Genomic DNA, 17,042 nt, shown 5'->3' with positions numbered 1-17,042 from the left:
CATGGTCGAAGCACTGCTGCTGCGCTGGATCCTCACCATTCTGTTCACCGGCACCGCGCTGTGGTCGCTGCGCCGACTGCTCGCCCCGGCGTGCGGAGTGGCCGACCGGATCAGCTCGGCGGCTCACCTGCTGATGAGCGCGCTGATGGTGGCCATGGCGTGGCCGTGGGGCATGGCGATCCCGGCGGCGCCCCAGATCGTGCTGTTCGGACTGGCCGCGCTGTGGTTCGCCTTCCTGGCCGGCAACCGGCGCCGCACCGGCGATCACCACGGCCACGGCTCCCCCGTGCTCGCGCACGTGCACCACGCGCTGATGATGGCGGCGATGGTGTGGATGGTGGCGACCATGCCGCTGCTGATGACGGGCCACTCCCCCGACTCCGGTCACGGCGGGCACCACCACTCGCTAGGCGCGTCAGCGGCGGGGATAGCCGCCGCTGGGCCGGTCCCGGCGGGTCCGCCCGGACCCGTCGTCGCCGTCTCGGTGCTGCTCGGCGCCGCGTTCGTGGTCACCGCGCTGCCCTGGACGGCACGCGCCCTGGACATCGGACGCGGCGCGCTGCGACCAACCGGCGGGGCGGCACCTCGGATCGTGGCGGCCGAGTCGACCTGCCACGCGGCGATGAGCTTCGGCATGGGCGTCATGCTGCTGACCGCGCTGTAGCCGCCCGGACGCGAAAACCGCCGCGCCCGATCCGGAGAATCGGGCGCGGCGGTGTCCAACCCGCCGGCGTCAGGCCGCCTTGAGCACCCCGCCGTCGAGGCCGAGGTTGCCCAGGACCTCCCGGGTCGCCTGGGCGCGGTTCAGGCTGTAGAAGTGCAGCGCCGGGACGCCCTCGGCGATGAGCTTCTCGCACAGCTTGGTCGTGATCTCGATCCCGGCGGCGCGGAAGCCCGAGGGGTCGCCTGCCAGCGGGTCGAGCACCGACGACACCGCGGACGGGATCGTCATGTTGCTCAGCTGCGTCGTCATGCCCAGCACCTTCGGCGTGGTGATCGGCATGATCCCCGGCAGCAGCGGCTGGTCGCAGCCCCGCTGGACCAGCCGGTCGCGCAGCCGCAGGAAGTACTCCGGCTCCAGGAACATCTGCGCCACCGAGAAGTCCGCCCCCGCACGCAGCTTGGCGACCATGTGCCGGGTGTCGGAGTCCAGGTCCGCCGAGCGCGGGTGCATGTGCGGGAACGCCGCGACGCCCACGCAGAAGTCACCACACCCGCGCACCAGCCGGACCAGTTCGTCGGCGTAGGTGATGCCCTCCGGGTGCGGTGCCCACTCGCCCATCGGGTCACCCGGCGGGTCGCCCCGGATCGCCAGCACGTTGCGGATGCCCTCGGCGGCGTAGGAGCCGATGACGTGCCGCAGCTCGGCGATCGAGTGGTTCACCCCGGTCAGGTGCGCCACCGGCACCAGCGTGGTCTCGCTCGCGATCCGGCCGGTAGTGCGCACCGTGCGGTCCCGGCTGGACCCGCCCGCCCCGTAGGTGACCGAGACGTAGGCGGGGTCCAGCGCCTCGAACTCCCGGATCGCCTTCCACAGCAGCCGCTCTTCGTCGTCGCTCTTCGGCGGGAAGAACTCCACCGAGAACACCGTCCTGCCCGGCCGCAGCCGGTCGACGACCCGAGTCATGACTTGGCCTCTCCCCTTCCACACGCGGGCTCCGCAGCATAGTGGTCCCGCACTTGGGGTGGCCCGGCGATGTGGGCGGCCTCGCTCCCGGCTCAGCCGCACCACCGGGCTCAGGCCGGGCTCGGCGCCCAGTGCTCCAGCATCGCGGCGAAGGTCTCGAACGCCGGCTCGTTGTAGCCGTAGGGCGCTTCGAGGTGGACGCTCAGCGGGAAGCCGAGGTCGTGCACGCCGTCGACGACCCGCTTGTAGAGGTCGACGACCGCCTGCTTGCGCTGCTCGAAACCGAGCTCGGCGGTGCGGGCCACGAACTCCTGTTCCTTCGCGACGTGTTCGTTGCCCGGGTCCTGGATGAGCCACTGGATGAGCTTCTTCTTGCTCTCCACGCCGGGAATGAACCCGAACGACAGCAGGATCTCGGGGCGGTGCGGCGTGGTTTCCGCGAATTCGCGCAGAAATTCGACGATGGCGTCGGAATGGAGCAGCTGCGTCATTCCGTAGGTGGCGCCGCGCTCGCATTTGAAACCGAACCGGCCCTGCTCGCCTTCACGGGTCGGAATCAGGATGGACCCGCGGTGGGGAACCACGTCCTGGTACTTGGTGAGCGCGTCCGTCGGGGCCACGCCGGGCCCCTCGCCGTCGCTCATGTTGCGGGGCACGCCGACGAACGCGATGCCGTCCATGTCCGCCTTGCGCAGGTCCTGCAGGCGCTCGCCCAGCTTCTGCTCGTCGTGGAAGGCGGTGACCTGCGTGCACAGGGCGCGCATGTCGTCGAGTTCGGGCTTGATGGCCTGCCAGAAGTCGATGGTGTCCATCTTCTGCCGGAAATCGACCGGCCGGTCCCCGTCCTCCTGGATGATTCCGGGGATCATCACGTGCCGGATCCGGCCCGCCAGCCCGCTCTTGCGGCTGAGCTCGGCGATCTTTCGCCCTTCCGCCACGGCCTTCTGCTCACCGCCGTCGAGGTCGGGCGGAACCAGTTCGAGTGCGATGGTGTTCATCTCGTCCTCAGGTTTTCCTTCTGTCGACTTCGGTCACCGCGGAGAGCGGAAGAATCCACACCGCAAACCTGCCCTGTGCGAGCAGGGACCGATACTCCTGCTGGAAAGTCTGTTCGCGAAACGGCGAATCGAGGAACGCGGGAACCGGCAGTGGTCCCCACTGGAGAATAGGAGGGCACGTTGTGGACCGTCATGTCGTCGGCGGCCCGCTTCGGCCTGGGGCCGCACCATCGCGGAGACTCCTCCTCGTGCCCGGGTGCGGTGGTCACCGCCCGCCGCGCGGGCGGTGACCACCGGTCGGCACCGCGGTGCCTGAGCGACGGCTCAGTAGCGGTAGTGGTCGGGCTTGTACGGGCCCTCGACGTCCACACCGATGTAGGCGGCCTGCTCCTTGGTCAGCTTGGTGAGCTTGACGCCCAGGGCGTCCAGGTGCAGGCGGGCGACCTTCTCGTCCAGGTGCTTGGGCAGCACGTAGACCTGCTTGTCGTACTCGCCCGGCTTGGTCCAGAGCTCGATCTGGGCCAGGGTCTGGTTGGTGAACGAGTTCGACATGACGAAGCTCGGGTGACCGGTGGCGTTGCCCAGGTTCAGCAGCCGGCCCTCGGACAGCACGATGATCGCGTGGCCGTCCTCGAAGGTGAACTCGTGGACCTGCGGCTTGATCTCGACCTTCTTGATGCCGGGGACCTTCTCCAGGCCGGCCATGTCGATCTCGTTGTCGAAGTGACCGACGTTGCCGACGATCGCGTTGTGCTTCATCTTCGCCATGTGCTCGGCGGTGATGATGTTGAAGTTGCCGGTCGTGGTGATGAAGATGTCGGCCGTCTCGACGACGTCCTCGATCGTCGCGACCTCGTAGCCCTCCATCGCCGCCTGCAGCGCGCAGATCGGGTCGATCTCGGTGACGATCACGCGAGCGCCCTGGCCGCGCAGCGACTCCGCCGAACCCTTGCCGACATCACCGAAACCGGCGATGACGGCGGTCTTGCCACCGATGAGCACGTCGGTGCCCCGGTTGATGCCGTCGACCAGGGAGTGGCGGCAGCCGTACTTGTTGTCGAACTTGGACTTGGTGACCGAGTCGTTGACGTTGATCGCCGGGAACAGCAGCTCGCCGGTCTTGGCGAACTCGTAGAGGCGGTGCACACCGGTGGTGGTCTCCTCGGTGACGCCCCGGATCTCCTTGGCGATCTTGCTGAAGCGCTGGTTGTCCTGCGACAGGCTGTCGCGCAGGGTCTTGAGGACGACCTTGTACTCGTCCGGGTCGTCGTCGGTGGCCTGCGGCACCGCGCCGGCGGCCTCGAACTCGACGCCCTTGTGCACCAGCAGCGTGGCGTCACCACCGTCGTCCAGGATCATGTTCGGGGACTGGCCGCCCTCGAACTGGAACAGCTGGTCGGTGCACCACCAGTACTCCTCCAGCGTCTCGCCCTTCCAGGCGAACACCGAGGTGCCCTCGGGCTTCTCCGGAGTGCCGTTCGGGCCGACCACGACGGCCGCCGCGGCGGAGTCGTCGGTGGAGAAGATGTTGCAGGACACCCAGCGCACCTCCGCGCCGAGCTCGAGCAGCGTCTCGATGAGAACCGCGGTCTGCACCGTCATGTGCAGCGAACCGGCGATCCGCGCCCCCTTGAGCGGCTTCGACGCCGCGTACTCGCGACGAGTTGCCATCAGGCCGGGCATCTCGTGCTCGGCCAGGCGGAGCTGGTGGCGGCCCGCCTCCGCCAGCGACAGATCCTTCACCGCGAACTCGATGCCGTTGACCTTCTGCAGCTTCGCGCTCATGTTTTCCTTTCTCGTTTCCCTGCGCACTCTCGTGGAGGTTCGGGTCTTGCCGCGTTCGATCAGGTGTTGAAGTACTTCGCCTCGGGGTGGTGGCACACGACCGCGTCCGTGGACTGCTCCGGATGCAGCTGGAACTCCTCGGACAGCACTACGCCGATCCGCTCGCTCTCGAGCAGCTCGACGATCTTGGCACGGTCCTCGATCTCCGGGCACGCGCCGTAGCCGAAGGAGAACCGGGCACCCCGGTAGCCGAGCTTGAAGAACTCCTGCACGTCGGCCGGGTCCTCGTCGGCCGCCGACCCGCCGCCGGCGAACGCCAGCTCCCGGCGGATCCTGCGGTGCCAGTACTCGGCCAGGGCCTCGGTCATCTGCACGCCCATCCCGTGGATCTCCAGGTAGTCCCGGTAGGAGTTCTTGGCGAACAGCTCGTTGGCGTAGTCGGCGATCGGCTGGCCCATGGTCACCAGCTGCATCGGCAGCACGTCGACCTGACCGGTTTCCTCGGCCTTCTCCCGCGAGCGGAAGAAGTCGGCCAGGCACAGCCTGCGGTCCCGCTGCTGACGCGGGAAGGTGAACCGGGTGCGCTCCGGGGCGTCCGGCTCCTCCTTGTCCAGCACGATCAGCGAGTTGCCCTCGGAGACCACCGGGAAGTAGCCGTAGACGACCGCGGCGTGCTGCAGGATCCCGGCCGTGGCCAGCTCGTCGATCCAGTACCGCAGCCGCGGCCTGCCCTCCGACTCCACCAGCTCCTCGTAGCTGGGCCCCTCGCCCTTCTTGGAGCCGCGCAGGCCCCACTGCCCGAAGAACGTCGCGCGCTCGTCGAGCAGGGCGAGGTAGTCGGCGACGGGGACACCCTTGATGACCTTCGAACCCCAGAACGGCGGGGTCGGCACCAGTGCGTCGGCGTCGACGTCGGAGCGGGTCGACTCGTCGTAGAGGTCGGGGATGTCGCCCTCGGCGGCCTTGCGCTTCTCGGCGATGCGCAGCGACCGCTCGCGGCGGGCCTTGCGCTCGGCCTTCTTGGCCGCCTCGGCCTCGTCCTCCTCCGGGGTCTCCCCGCGCTTGACGGCCATCATCCGGTCCATCAGGTGCAGGCCCTCGAAGGCGTCCTTGGCGTAGCGGACGTCGCCCTGGTAGACCTCGTCCAGGTCGTTCTCCACGAAGGACCTGGTCAGCGCCGCGCCACCGAGCATCACCGGGTACTTCTCGGAGATCCCCCGGGAGTTCATCTCCTGGAGGTTCTCCTTCATGATCACCGTCGACTTGACCAGCAGGCCGGACATGCCGATCGCGTCGACCTTGTGCTCCTCGGCGGCGTCGAGGATGGCGTTGATCGGCTGCTTGATGCCGATGTTGACCACCTCGTAGCCGTTGTTGGAGACGATGATGTCGACCAGGTTCTTGCCGATGTCGTGGACGTCGCCCTTGACCGTGGCCAGCAGCAGCCTGCCCTTGCCGCCGGAGTCGTCCTTCTCCATGTGCGGTTCCAGGTGGGCCACCGCGGCCTTCATCACCTCGGCCGACTGCAGGACGAACGGCAGCTGCATCTGGCCGGAACCGAACAGGTCGCCGACGACCTTCATGCCGCCCAGCAGGTGCTGGTTGATGATCTCCAGCGGGGGCTTCTCCTGCATGGCCGCTTCGAGGTCGGCCTCCAGCCCATTGCGCTCGCCGTCGACGATGCGCTTCTCCAGCCGCTCGAACAACGGCAGCTTGGCCAGCTCCTCGGCCCGCGACGCACGGCTGGACGAGGCGGTCTTGCCCTCGAACAGCTGCATCAGCTTCTGCAGTGGGTCGTAGCCCTCGCTGCGGCGGTCGTAGACCAGGTCCAGCGCGACCTGGCGGGGCTCCTCCTCGATCTTGGTCATCGGCAGGATCTTGGAGGAGTTCACGATCGCCGAGTCCAGCCCGGCCTCCCGGCACTCGTTGAGGAACACCGAGTTGAGCACCTGGCGCGCGGCCGGGTTCAGACCGAAGGAGACGTTGGACAGACCCAGCGTCGTCTGCACGTCGGGGTGGCGCTTCTTGAGCTCCTTGATGGCCTCGATCGTCTCGATGCCGTCCTTGCGGACCTCCTCCTGCCCGGTGGTGATCGGGAAGACCAGGCAGTCGATGATGATCGCGGACTTCTCCAGACCCCAGTTGGTGGTGAGGTCCTCGATCATCCGTTCCGCTACGCGCAGCTTCCAGTCCCTGGTCCGGGCCTGGCCCTCCTCGTCGATGCAGGTGACGACGACGGTCGCGCCGTGCTCGCGGACCATCTCCATGACCCGCTCGAACCGGCCGCCCGGCTCGGTGCCGTCCTCGTAGTTGACCGAGTTGACCGCGCACCGGCCGCCGAGGTGCTCCAGGCCGGCCTGGATGACGTCCGGCTCGGTGGAGTCGACCATGATCGGCAGCGTCGAGGCGGTGGCCAGGCGCGAGGCCAGCTCGCGCATGTCCTTGGTGCCGTCCCGGCCCACGTAGTCCACGCACAGGTCGAGCATGTGCGCGCCCTCGCGGGTCTGGGCCTTGGCGATCTCGACGCAGTCCTCGTAGCGCTCCTCGAGCATCGCCTCGCGGAACGCCTTGGAGCCGTTGGCGTTGGTCCGCTCACCGACGTTGAGGATCGAGGCGTCCTGCTCGAAGGGCACCGCCTGGTACATCGACGAGATCGACGGGATGACCTCGGGGGTGCGCTCGACGGGGGTCAGCGACGCCACCGCCTCCGACACCGCCCGGATGTGCTCGCCGGTGGTGCCGCAGCAGCCGCCGACCAGCCGGGCGCCGAAGTCGTTGACGAAGCCGACCAGGGCCTCGGCCAGCTCGTCGGCCTTGAGCGGGTAGACCGCTCCGTTGGGGCCCAGCTCGGGCAGGCCCGCGTTGGGCATGACCGAGATCGGCACCCGCGCGTGCTGGGACAGCACCCGCAGGTGCTCGCTCATCTCGGCCGGGCCGGTGGCGCAGTTCATCCCGATCATGTCGATGCCCAGCGGCTCCAGCGCGGTCAGCGCCGCGCCGATCTCGGAACCGACCAGCATCGTGCCGGTCTGCTCGACGGTGACCTGCGCGATGATCGGCACGAACCGGCCGGTCTGCTGCATCGCCCGCTTCGCGGCGACGATCGCGGCCTTGGTCTGCAGCAGATCCTGCGAGGTCTCCACCAGGACCACGTCGATGCCGCCTTCGAGCATGCCCAGCACGTTCTCGACGTAGGCATCGCGCAGGTCGGCGTAGGGAGCGTGGCCGAGGGTGGGCAGCTTCGTGCCCGGCCCCATCGAGCCGAGCAGGAACCGCGGCTTGTCCGGCGTGGAGAACTCGTCGGCGACCTCACGCGCCAGCCGGGTTCCCTTCTCGGCCAGGTCCCGGATCCGCTCCGGGATGCCGTACTCGCCGAGGTTGGCGAGGTTGGTGCCGAAGGTGTTGGTCTCGATGGCGTCCGAGCCCGCCTCCAGGAACCCCCGGTACACCGAGGACACGACGTCAGGCCGGGTCTCGTTCAGGATCTCGTTGCAGCCCTCGAGGTTCGCGAAGTCGTCCAGCGACAGGTCGTACTCCTGCAACGCCGTCCCCATGCCGCCGTCGGCGACGAGCACGCGTTCACCGAGGGCCTTCAGGAACCCGCTGGGATCGTTCTTCCGGTCTGCCATGACGCCTCTTCTATCCTCGCCCTCTCTCAGCGAACTCTTCCCTCCGCCGCCGTCAGCCCAGCAGCGACCGCACCTCGGCCGCGGCTTCGTCGCCGTAGGCGCTCGCGAACCGCTCGACGAACGAGCCCTGCTCGACGACGTACTCCTGCGGCCCGTCGGTCTCCAGCGAAACCGTCGCCAGCGTGCAGCCCAGCTGCACCGACCGCTCCAGGCTCAGCTCACCGGCCAGCCCGGCCAGGAAGCCCGCGCGCAGCGCGTCGCCGACGCCGGTCGGGTCGCCCTTGCGGGTCTCCTGCGGCGGCGCGACCTCGATGGTCGGCGCCGACTTGGACTCGATCTTGACACCCTTGGGGCCGAGTGAGGTCAGCCACATGCCGACCCGGTCCAGCACCTCGTCGTGGGTCCAGCCGGTGTTCTGCAGCAGCAGGCTGTGCTCGTACTCGTTGGTGAACAGGTACTCGGCGCCCTCGACCAGCTTACGGATGTCGGCCCCGTCCATCCGGGCCAACTGCTGGCCGGGGTCGGCCAGGAACTTGTAACCGCGCTCGCGGCACTCCTGGGTGTGGTTGACCATCGCCTCGGGGTCGTTGGGCGAGATCACCACGATGTCCAGGCCGTCGAGGCGGTCGGCGATCGGCTTGAGCTCGATCTCGCGGGCCTCGGCCATCGCGCCGGGGTAGAACGATGCGATCTGGTTGAGGTCCTGGTCGGTCGTGCACAGGAACCGCGCCGTGTGCTTGGTCTCCGACACGCGGACCGACTTGGTGTCCACGTTGTGGCGCTCCAGCCACGCCCGGTAGTCCTCGAAGTCCTGGCCCACCGAGGCGACGAGCACCGAGGTGGTGCCCAGCTGACCGAGGCCGAAGGTGATGTTGGCCGCGATGCCGCCGCGGCGAACCTGCAGATCGTCCACCAGGAACGACAGCGAGACCTGCTCCAGCTGGTCGGCGATCAACTGCTCGGCGAACCTGCCGGGGTAGGCCATCAGGTGGTCCGTGGCGATCGAACCGGTCACCGCAATCCGCACTGCAATACTCCTTCACCAGGTTTGGGTGGACACGCCTGTCGCGGTCGTCACATCGATCCGGCGCCGGGCGGGCCGCTGCCGCGCACCCCGCCCGCCGCCGGCCTCCGCCCGCTCGGCCGCCCAGCTTGCACGGGTGGCCGACCGGCTCCGGCGTCCGGTCCCCTCCGCACGCCGGGGTGCTCACCTCGTACTCGCGTACTCGGCGAGCACCCCGGTCGCACGTGCGCGGTGAGGTGCCGCGGCACTCCACAGGAACTACAGACGCCATCGGAGGAACATTTGGCAAGCCGTCCCGCCGGAGTCCCACAGTGCGGGAAGCCGTGCTCCCGCGCGCGGGCACTCCGGCCGGGCGGCCCCGATCAGATGCCGGCTGCGCTCTTGAGCGCCTCGGCGCGGTCGGTGCGCTCCCACGGCAGGTCGACGTCGCTGCGGCCGAAGTGGCCGTAGGCGGCGGTCGGCGCGTAGATCGGACGCAGCAGGTCCAGGTCGCGGATGATCGCGGCCGGGCGCAGGTCGAAGACCTCGTTGATGGCGGCCTGGATCTTGACCGGGTCGACGTTCTCGGTGCCGAAGGTCTCCACGAACAGGCCGACCGGGGCCGCCTTGCCGATGGCGTAGGCGACCTGCACCTCGATGCGGCTGGCCAGACCGGCGGCGACCGCGTTCTTGGCCACCCAGCGGGTCGCGTAGGCCGCCGAGCGGTCCACCTTCGACGGGTCCTTGCCCGAGAACGCGCCACCGCCGTGGCGGGCCATGCCGCCGTAGGTGTCGACGATGATCTTGCGGCCGGTCAGGCCCGCGTCGCCCATCGGACCACCGACCACGAACCGGCCGGTCGGGTTCACCAGCAGCCGCAGGTCGGAGGTGTCCAGGCCGACCCGCTCCAGCTCAGGGCTGATCACGTGCTTCTGGATGTCCTTGCTCAGCGTCGCCTCGAGATCGACGTCCTCGGCGTGCTGGGTGGACAGCACCACGGTGTCGAGCCGGACCGGCTGGTCACCGGCGTACTCGATGGTCACCTGGGTCTTGCCGTCGGCGCGCAGGTACGGCAGCGTGCCGTTCTTGCGCACCTCGGTCAGGCGGCGCGACAGGCGGTGCGCCAGCGTGATCGGCAGCGGGGCGAGCTCGTCGGTGTCGGTGCAGGCGTAGCCGAACATCAGGCCCTGGTCGCCGGCACCCTGCTTGGCGATGTCGTCGATGACGCCCTCGACCCGTGACTCGTGCGCGGTGTCGACGCCCTGGCCGATGTCCGGGGACTGCTGGCCGATCGCGACGTTCACACCGCAGGACGAGCCGTCGAAGCCCTTGACCGAGGAGTCGTAGCCGATCTCCAGGATCTTCTCCCGGACGATCGTGGGGATGTCGGCGTAGGCGTCGGTGGTCACCTCACCGGCCACGTGCACCTGACCGGTGGTCACCAGCGTCTCCACCGCGACCCGGCTGCGCGGGTCCTGCCGCAGCAGTTCGTCCAGGATGGAGTCGCTGATCGCGTCGCACATCTTGTCGGGGTGACCCTCGGTCACCGACTCACTCGTGAACAACCTGCGGTTGATCTCACTCACGGCTGATCCTCACCTCACAGCGGTTTCGTCTTCGATCCTTGCGTACGGACGGTCACTGTCAAGACTGCGCATGGAAGATCCCCCACGCCAGGTTGCCCGCGTTGCCCGCTTCGACCCAGTTGCGCAGGCCGGTCTTCATCCGGTTCCGGTAATCCTCACCGATGCGGTCGGACAGCTCCTGCTCGCGGCTCTCCAGCACCTCCAGCACCCGGCCGTAGTGCACCGGCAGGTACTCGCTGAGGTCCTCGAAGTCCACGCTCTGCAGGCCCAGCCTGGCCAGCTCACGCCGGTAGAAGCCCGGCGAGCCCATCGTGTCCAGGTGCAGCCGGTCCAGGATCGGGCCGAGATCGGAGGTCCGGGCGCCGTCGGCCGCCATCGGGTCGGTGAATACGAACGAACCCCCGCCCTTCAGCACGCGGGTCACCTCTTCAAGGACCCGCTCCCGATCACCGCTGTGCAGGATCGCATCCTGCGACCAGACGATGTCGAAGGCGTTGTCCTCGTACGGGATGTCCTCGAACGAGCCGTCCTTGACCTCGATCAGTTCCTCGAGTCCCTCGGCCCGGTTGAACTCGACGTTGCGGGCGTTCTCCACCTCGCTGAGGTTCAGGCAGGCGACCTTGCAGCCGTAGGTGCGGGCCAGGTGGCGGGCCGCACCGCCGTAGCCTGCGCCGATGTCGAGGATGCGGGTCTCGGGCGTGATCCGGACCTTGGCCGCCATCCGCTCGACGGTCCGGCGCGAGGCGCTGTCGATGTCCTCGTCGGGGCTCTGGTAGAGGCCGACGTGAATGTCGTTGCCGCCCCAGACGTGGAAGTAGAAGTTGTCGGCGTCCTCGGAGTTGTAGTAGTCGCGGGCGGTCGAAACCGCACTCGAATAACCGGCGGAGAGCTGCTCCTCGGTGCGGTAGTTCTTCTCGGCGACGTGGATGAAGAAATCGGGTTCCGATTCCTTGTAGGTTTCCTGGAAGTCGCCGTAGGTGTCGATCCGCTGGAATCCGACCTCGCGCATCAGCCGCCGCATGTAGTTCTTCCGCAGCGGATACATGTTCAGGTAGAACTCGGATTTGTCCGGGAACGTGTACTTGAACCGCGCGAGCCCGTCGTCGATGTAGTCGGGCTCGGCCGAGACGTCGTCACCGGCGTAGTAGTAGGTGTGCTTGCTGGAGAATCCGGTGTCCAGGATCGAGTCGTAGTTGCGCTGATCGATGATCAGCACGCCGTCGTGCTTGAGCATGGCGTAGAACTCAGCCAGCGCCTTGCGGCGGTCGCGCTCGGAGAACAGGTGCGTGAACGAGTTCCCGAGGCAGATGATCGCGTCGTACTCGCCGTGCACATCGCGGTTGAGCCACCGCCAGTCGGCGTGCACCACGCGCAGGATGTGCCCGCCGTAGGTCAGGCCGTTGCTGAATGCCTTGGCCAGCATCTGGGGGCTGCCATCAGCGCTGACCGCCTCGAAGCCCTCCTCGAGCAGCCGCACCGAGTGGAATCCGGTGCCGGTTGCCACGTCGAGCACCGAGCGGACACCGCGGGCCTTGAGCTGGTCGATGAAGAAGGTGCCTTCGCTTTCGTAGCGCTTCTTCCAGTCGATGAGCTCGTCCCACTTGTCGACGAACCCGCCGACGTATTCGTGCGTGTAGTGATCGGATTCGCGCACTTCCAACGGATTGTCGCCGAAAACCTGCTCCTCGCGGGCCACCAGATCCGCGGTGCCGTCGATCGAACCGGTGCCTTCACTTCGGGCGAGGTCGTCCACGCTCTTGGCCATACTTCACTCCCACCGTTCGCGTTGGTCATGCGCCACTGCACCACTCGGGGACGCGCGAATTCCATGCCCCGAGCTCGTCTCGCGGTCGTGCCGGGCCGCCACCGAAAAGCGGCACCGCAACCGGTGCGGGCAGCCGAGAAACGCTCAAGGCCGCGCTCGAACACCAGTCATCAACTCGGTCGGCACCCTTGTCGACCGGCCGACGCGAAATCCGTGCGTCGTGTAACCAAACTAGGCGAAGGAGATCGCAAAGCAAGCGTACGAACGTGTGACACTAATCACCGCAATGCGATGTTAGCGTGATTCCGATAGTCACCCTGGGTGAAAAAATGCGCCGCCACCAGCACGTATTCTCCGCCATTTTGCCGCTGGTAACGATCAGGAAGGTGCACGAGTTCACCCGAGTGTGTATACTACGCGCACGCACCACTTACCACAATAACCGCAAATAGCGCAACCGCGTTCGTCCACACAATGTTCGACCGGGCACCGCGGAGAGATCCGCTTTCTCTTTTCACCGATTCAATCGGAATCAGGATCCGGGATGTTACGGTGACAGGACCTGGCGCGCCAGTGTTTTTCGGCGGATCAAGGGGGCGTACCGTCCTCGCCGGTCATGCGCCCGCAAGCCCGGGTCCGCACGCCGCAGTGCGCCGGCCCGGATCCGATCCGCTGCCGCGGAATCCGCCGAGCCGGCGCCGTCGAGAAATTCGTCTCCCTCACGGCAGTGGTCTACCCGGGGGGCCGCCGGTGAAACGCCGCGGCGCTCCCGCTGATCACCCGAAGCCGGAAAGCCGGTACTCCGAGTCACCGCCGTCCTCACCCGAACGGATCAGTAGTGCTCCCGTTCGCGCGGCCCTCCCTCACTCCTTGAGAGTCGGGAAGTCTTCCTCGCGGTACTCATCCCCGATCGTGGCCCCGTCCTGGCGAACCTCCCGGTCGCGCAGTTCGACGCGCCGGATCTTGCCGGAAATCGTCTTGGGCAGGTCCGCGAACTCCAGCCGCCGGACCCGCTTGTAGGGCGCCAGGTGGGTGCGGGCGAACCGCAGGATCGACAGCGCCGTCTCGGCTGTGGGACGGTGCTGCGCGGTCAGCACCACGTACGCTTTCGGCACCGCGAGCCGGAGCGGGTCCGGCGCGGGCACCACGGCCGCCTCGGCCACGGCTTCGTGCTCCAGCAGCACGCTCTCCAGTTCGAATGGCGAGATCCGGTAGTCCGATGCCTTGAACACGTCGTCGGTGCGGCCGACGTAGGTGACGTAGCCCTCGTCGTCGCGGGTCCCGACGTCGCCCGTGTGGTAGTAGCCACCCCGCATGACCTCGGCGTTGCGCTCGGGATCGTCGGCGTAGCCGGTCATCAGCCCGACCGGCCGCGGATGCAGGGCGAGGCAGATCTCACCCTCCCGGCTCGGCTCACCGGTGACCGGGTCGAGCAGCTCGACGTCGAAGCCCGGCAGCGCCCGGCCCATCGATCCCGGCTTGACCGGCTCGCCCGGGGTGTTGGCCACCTGCACGCTGGTCTCGGTCTGGCCGAAGCCGTCGCGGATGGTCACCGACCACGCCCGCCGCACCTGCTCGATGATCTCGGGGTTCAGCGGCTCGCCCGCCCCCACGACCTTCGCCGGCGGCGTCCGCAACGTGCTCAGGTCCGCCTGGATGAGCATCCGCCACACCGTCGGCGGTGCGCAGAAGCTGGTGACCCCGCAGCGCTGCATCTGCTCCAGCAGCCGGCCGGCGTCGAAGCGCGAGTAGTTGTGGATGAACACCGTCGCTTCGGCGTTCCACGGCGCGAAGACGTTGCTCCAGGCGTGCTTGGCCCAGCCCGGCGAGGAGATGTTGAGGTGCACGTCACCGGGCTCGAGACCGATCCAGTACATCGTGGACAGGTGCCCGACCGGGTAGGAGGTGTGGGTGTGCTCGACCAGCTTCGGCTGCGCGGTCGTCCCGGAGGTGAAGTACAGCAGCATCGGGTCGTCGGCCTTGGTCGGGCCGTCGGGCTCGAACTCCTCCCCGGCTCGCTCGCTGTCCGAATAGGACTCCCACCCCGGTACGGCCTCGCCCACCGCGATGCGGGTGTATTCGCCGGCGACCTCGGCGAACTTCTCCGAGTCGGCGGTGGTGGTCACGACGTGGCGGGCGCGTCCGCGGTCGATGCGGTCGCGCAGGTCGGCCGGGGTCAGCAGCGGAGTGGCCGGGATGACGACCGCACCGAGCTTCATGGCCGCCAGGATCGTCTCCCACAGCTCGACCTGGTTGCCGAGCATGAGCACCAGCCGGTCGCCGCGCGCGACGCCGAGGCCGCGCAGCCAGTTGGCGACCTGGTTCGACCGCCGGGTCATGGCGCTGAAGGACATCCGGGTCTCGCCGCCGTCCTCGTCGACGATCCACAGCGCGGTGCGGTCCTGGCGGCGGCCGATGGCGTCGAACCAGTCCAGCGCCCAGTTGAACCGCTCCGGGCGGGGCCAGCGGAAGTCGCGGCGGGCGGTCTCGTAGTCCTCGCGGTGCGCGAGCAGGAAGTCGCGCGCCTGCCGGAACCCGGCCGCGGGCTCTGATGCGCTCAAGACGTGCCTCCGCACCGAGGTGGACGTGGTGATCGCGACTGTACTTTGCGCGATGCGCGAATGCGACGCGCTGAGCGCAACACTTCGGATCCGATGCCCGCACCCTGATGGGTTGCGCCGAATGTGGGCGATGGCTTTACGTGTGAGCATGCTCACGATAAGTATGGATCGGCTCGCCGAAGCGGGGGCAGGATCGGCAGGAGGGCGCCTCGCGGCGGCATGACGTCCGGTGGAGGGCCATCGCATGCGTCCGTACCCGTCCGCATCCCGTCGGCTGACCGTCATCCTCACCGCAGGGCTCGCGCTCACCGGCTTCGCCGCGCCGGCCGGGGCGGACATCGCGTGGGAGCCGGAGGAGGCCCCGTTGACCACTCCCTGGACCGCCGAGGTCGGACCCGGCAACGCGCTGCCGGAGTACCCGCGGCCGCAGCTGGTCCGCCAGCGCTGGCAGAACCTCAACGGCACCTGGGAGTACGCGGGCGGTTCCGAGCCGCCCGGCACCCCGACCGAGCAGATCCTGGTCCCCTACCCGCCCGAGTCGGCGCTCTCGGGCATCCAGCGCCACGACGACCACATGCTCTACCGGCGCACGTTCACCGTGCCGCCGGAGTGGTCGGGCCAGCGCGTCCTGCTGCACTTCGGCGCCGTCGACCAGCGCGCCGAGGTCAGGGTCAACGGCACCTCGGTGGCCATCCACGAGGGCGGCTACACCTCCTTCAGCGCCGACGTCACCGACGCCCTGGTCCCCGGCGGGGAGCAGGAGCTGGTGGTCGTGGCGCAGGACCGCAACGACGCGGCGCCGTATCCGGTGGGCAAGCAGCGCAACAAGCCGGGCGGCATCCTCTACACCGGCGCATCGGGCATCTGGCAGACCGTGTGGATGGAGCCGGTGCCCGAAGTGCACATCGGCAAGCTGGACGTGACTCCCGACGTCGCGACCGCAACGTTCGCGGTGCGGGCCCGCACCGGCAACTCCGACGCGCAGGTCGAGGTGGTGGTCAGCGAGCCGGGTGGCCAGGAGGTCGCCCGGCAGACCGGGGCGGCCGGCGGCGAGCTGCGCGTGGCGGTGCCCAACGCGCGGCTGTGGTCCCCGGCCGACCCGTTCCTCTACGACCTGCGCGTGCGCCTGCTCGACACCGGCGGTCAGGTCCTCGACGAGGTCACCAGCTACGCGGGCATGCGGTCGGTCGGCCTGGTCGCCGACGAGCAGGGCAGGCCAAGGATCGCGCTCAACGGCCGGATCCTGTTCCAGCACGGACCGCTGGACCAGGGCTACTGGCCGGACGGCATCTACACCGCGCCGACCGACGAGGCGCTGCGCTTCGACATCGAGGCGGCCCAGCGTCTCGGGTTCAACATGATCCGCAAGCACGTCAAGGTCGAGCCCGCCCGCTGGTACTACTGGGCCGACCGCCTCGGAATGCTGGTGTGGCAGGACATGCCGTCGCTGCCGATCGACCTCGCCGACCCGCCCGGCAGCAACCCGCCGCCGAGCGAGGAGGCGAAGGCGCACTTCCGTACCGAGCTCGCGGACATGATCGACCAGTTGCACAGCACCACCTCCATCGTGGCGTGGGTGCCGTTCAACGAGGGCTGGGGCGAGTTCGACACCGCCACGGTCGCCGAACAGGTCGCGCAGGCCGACCCGACCCGGCTCGTCGACGCCAGCAGCGGGGTGAACTGCTGCTACTCGCTGCCCGACAGCGGTGCGGGGCACATCTACGACGACCACACCTACGTCGGCCCCGGCAAGCCCGCGGTGGTCGCGCCGCGCGCGTCGGTCGACGGCGAGTACGGCGGGCTCGGCCTGGTCGAGCAGGGCCACCTCTGGCCGGGGCCGCCGCAGGCCTACGAGATGACCGAGAGCCGCGAACACCTGACCCGCCGCTACTCCGAGGTCAGCACCGCGCTGGCCGACGTGGTGCGCGCGAGCGGGTTGTCGGCGGCCGTCTACACCCAGACCACCGACGTCGAGAACGAGGTCAACGGGTTCTTCACCTACGACCGCCGGGTGCTCAAGCCCGACCTGGCGATCGTGCGCGACCACAACCTCGAGGTGATCGACGCGGGCACGCCCTGACCCGCCGG

General features: G+C 68.5%; 10 protein-coding genes. 2 read left to right on the top strand and 8 right to left on the bottom strand.

From position 1 onward, the window contains the following. Position 1 precedes the first annotated feature (1 nt). Positions 2-664, top strand: coding sequence for a DUF5134 domain-containing protein (locus tag HUO13_RS19450; RefSeq protein ID WP_211896556.1), 663 nt, complete (start codon positions 2-4; stop codon positions 662-664). 69 nt (positions 665-733) lie between these two features. Here the strand turns inward: HUO13_RS19450 and HUO13_RS19445 are convergent, their stop codons facing one another. From HUO13_RS19445 to HUO13_RS19410, 8 genes are all read right to left on the bottom strand, one after another. Then, the gene (locus HUO13_RS19445; protein ID WP_211896555.1) at positions 734-1,627 is read right to left on the bottom strand and encodes a methylenetetrahydrofolate reductase; all 894 of its coding nucleotides are present in this window, start codon (positions 1,625-1,627) and stop codon (positions 734-736) included. A 110-nt stretch (positions 1,628-1,737) separates the two neighbouring features. Next, a complete protein-coding gene (locus HUO13_RS19440) occupies positions 1,738-2,625 on the bottom strand; it encodes a mycobacterial-type methylenetetrahydrofolate reductase (protein WP_211896554.1) in 888 nt (295 codons plus the stop codon). 324 nt (positions 2,626-2,949) lie between these two features. Next, entirely contained in the window at positions 2,950-4,410 is a 1,461-nt protein-coding gene (gene ahcY / locus HUO13_RS19435; protein ID WP_211896553.1) for an adenosylhomocysteinase, read from the bottom strand. 59 nt (positions 4,411-4,469) lie between these two features. After that, positions 4,470-8,039 carry a methionine synthase gene (gene metH / locus HUO13_RS19430; RefSeq protein WP_211896552.1) on the bottom strand — a complete coding sequence of 1,190 codons (3,570 nt, stop codon included), beginning with the start codon at positions 8,037-8,039 and terminating at the stop codon, positions 4,470-4,472. Positions 8,040-8,091: 52 nt separating this feature from the next. Then, positions 8,092-9,066 carry a carbohydrate kinase family protein gene (locus HUO13_RS19425; protein WP_211896551.1) on the bottom strand — a complete coding sequence of 325 codons (975 nt, stop codon included), beginning with the start codon at positions 9,064-9,066 and terminating at the stop codon, positions 8,092-8,094. Positions 9,067-9,425: 359 nt separating this feature from the next. Beyond that, positions 9,426-10,628, bottom strand: coding sequence for a methionine adenosyltransferase (gene metK / locus HUO13_RS19420; protein ID WP_282973798.1), 1,203 nt, complete (start codon positions 10,626-10,628; stop codon positions 9,426-9,428). Positions 10,629-10,686: 58 nt separating this feature from the next. Next, positions 10,687-12,393: a class I SAM-dependent methyltransferase gene (locus HUO13_RS19415; RefSeq protein WP_211896550.1), complete on the bottom strand. Its 1,707-nt coding sequence runs from the start codon at positions 12,391-12,393 to the stop codon at positions 10,687-10,689. An 863-nt stretch (positions 12,394-13,256) separates the two neighbouring features. After that, positions 13,257-14,954, bottom strand: a complete 1,698-nt coding sequence (locus HUO13_RS19410; protein ID WP_249123869.1) for an AMP-binding protein — start codon at positions 14,952-14,954, stop codon at positions 13,257-13,259. A gap of 244 nt (positions 14,955-15,198) precedes the next feature. Between HUO13_RS19410 and HUO13_RS19405 the strand changes: the two genes are divergently transcribed. After that, positions 15,199-17,034, top strand: a complete 1,836-nt coding sequence (locus HUO13_RS19405; protein ID WP_211896549.1) for a glycoside hydrolase family 2 protein — start codon at positions 15,199-15,201, stop codon at positions 17,032-17,034. Positions 17,035-17,042 lie beyond the last annotated feature (8 nt).

It is taken from the genome of Saccharopolyspora erythraea (assembly GCF_018141105.1).
Taxonomy (GTDB): Bacteria; Actinomycetota; Actinomycetes; order Mycobacteriales; family Pseudonocardiaceae; genus Saccharopolyspora_D; species Saccharopolyspora_D erythraea_A.
Note: the sequence above shows the minus strand (reverse complement) of the source record. Positions and strands in the feature narration are given on the sequence as shown.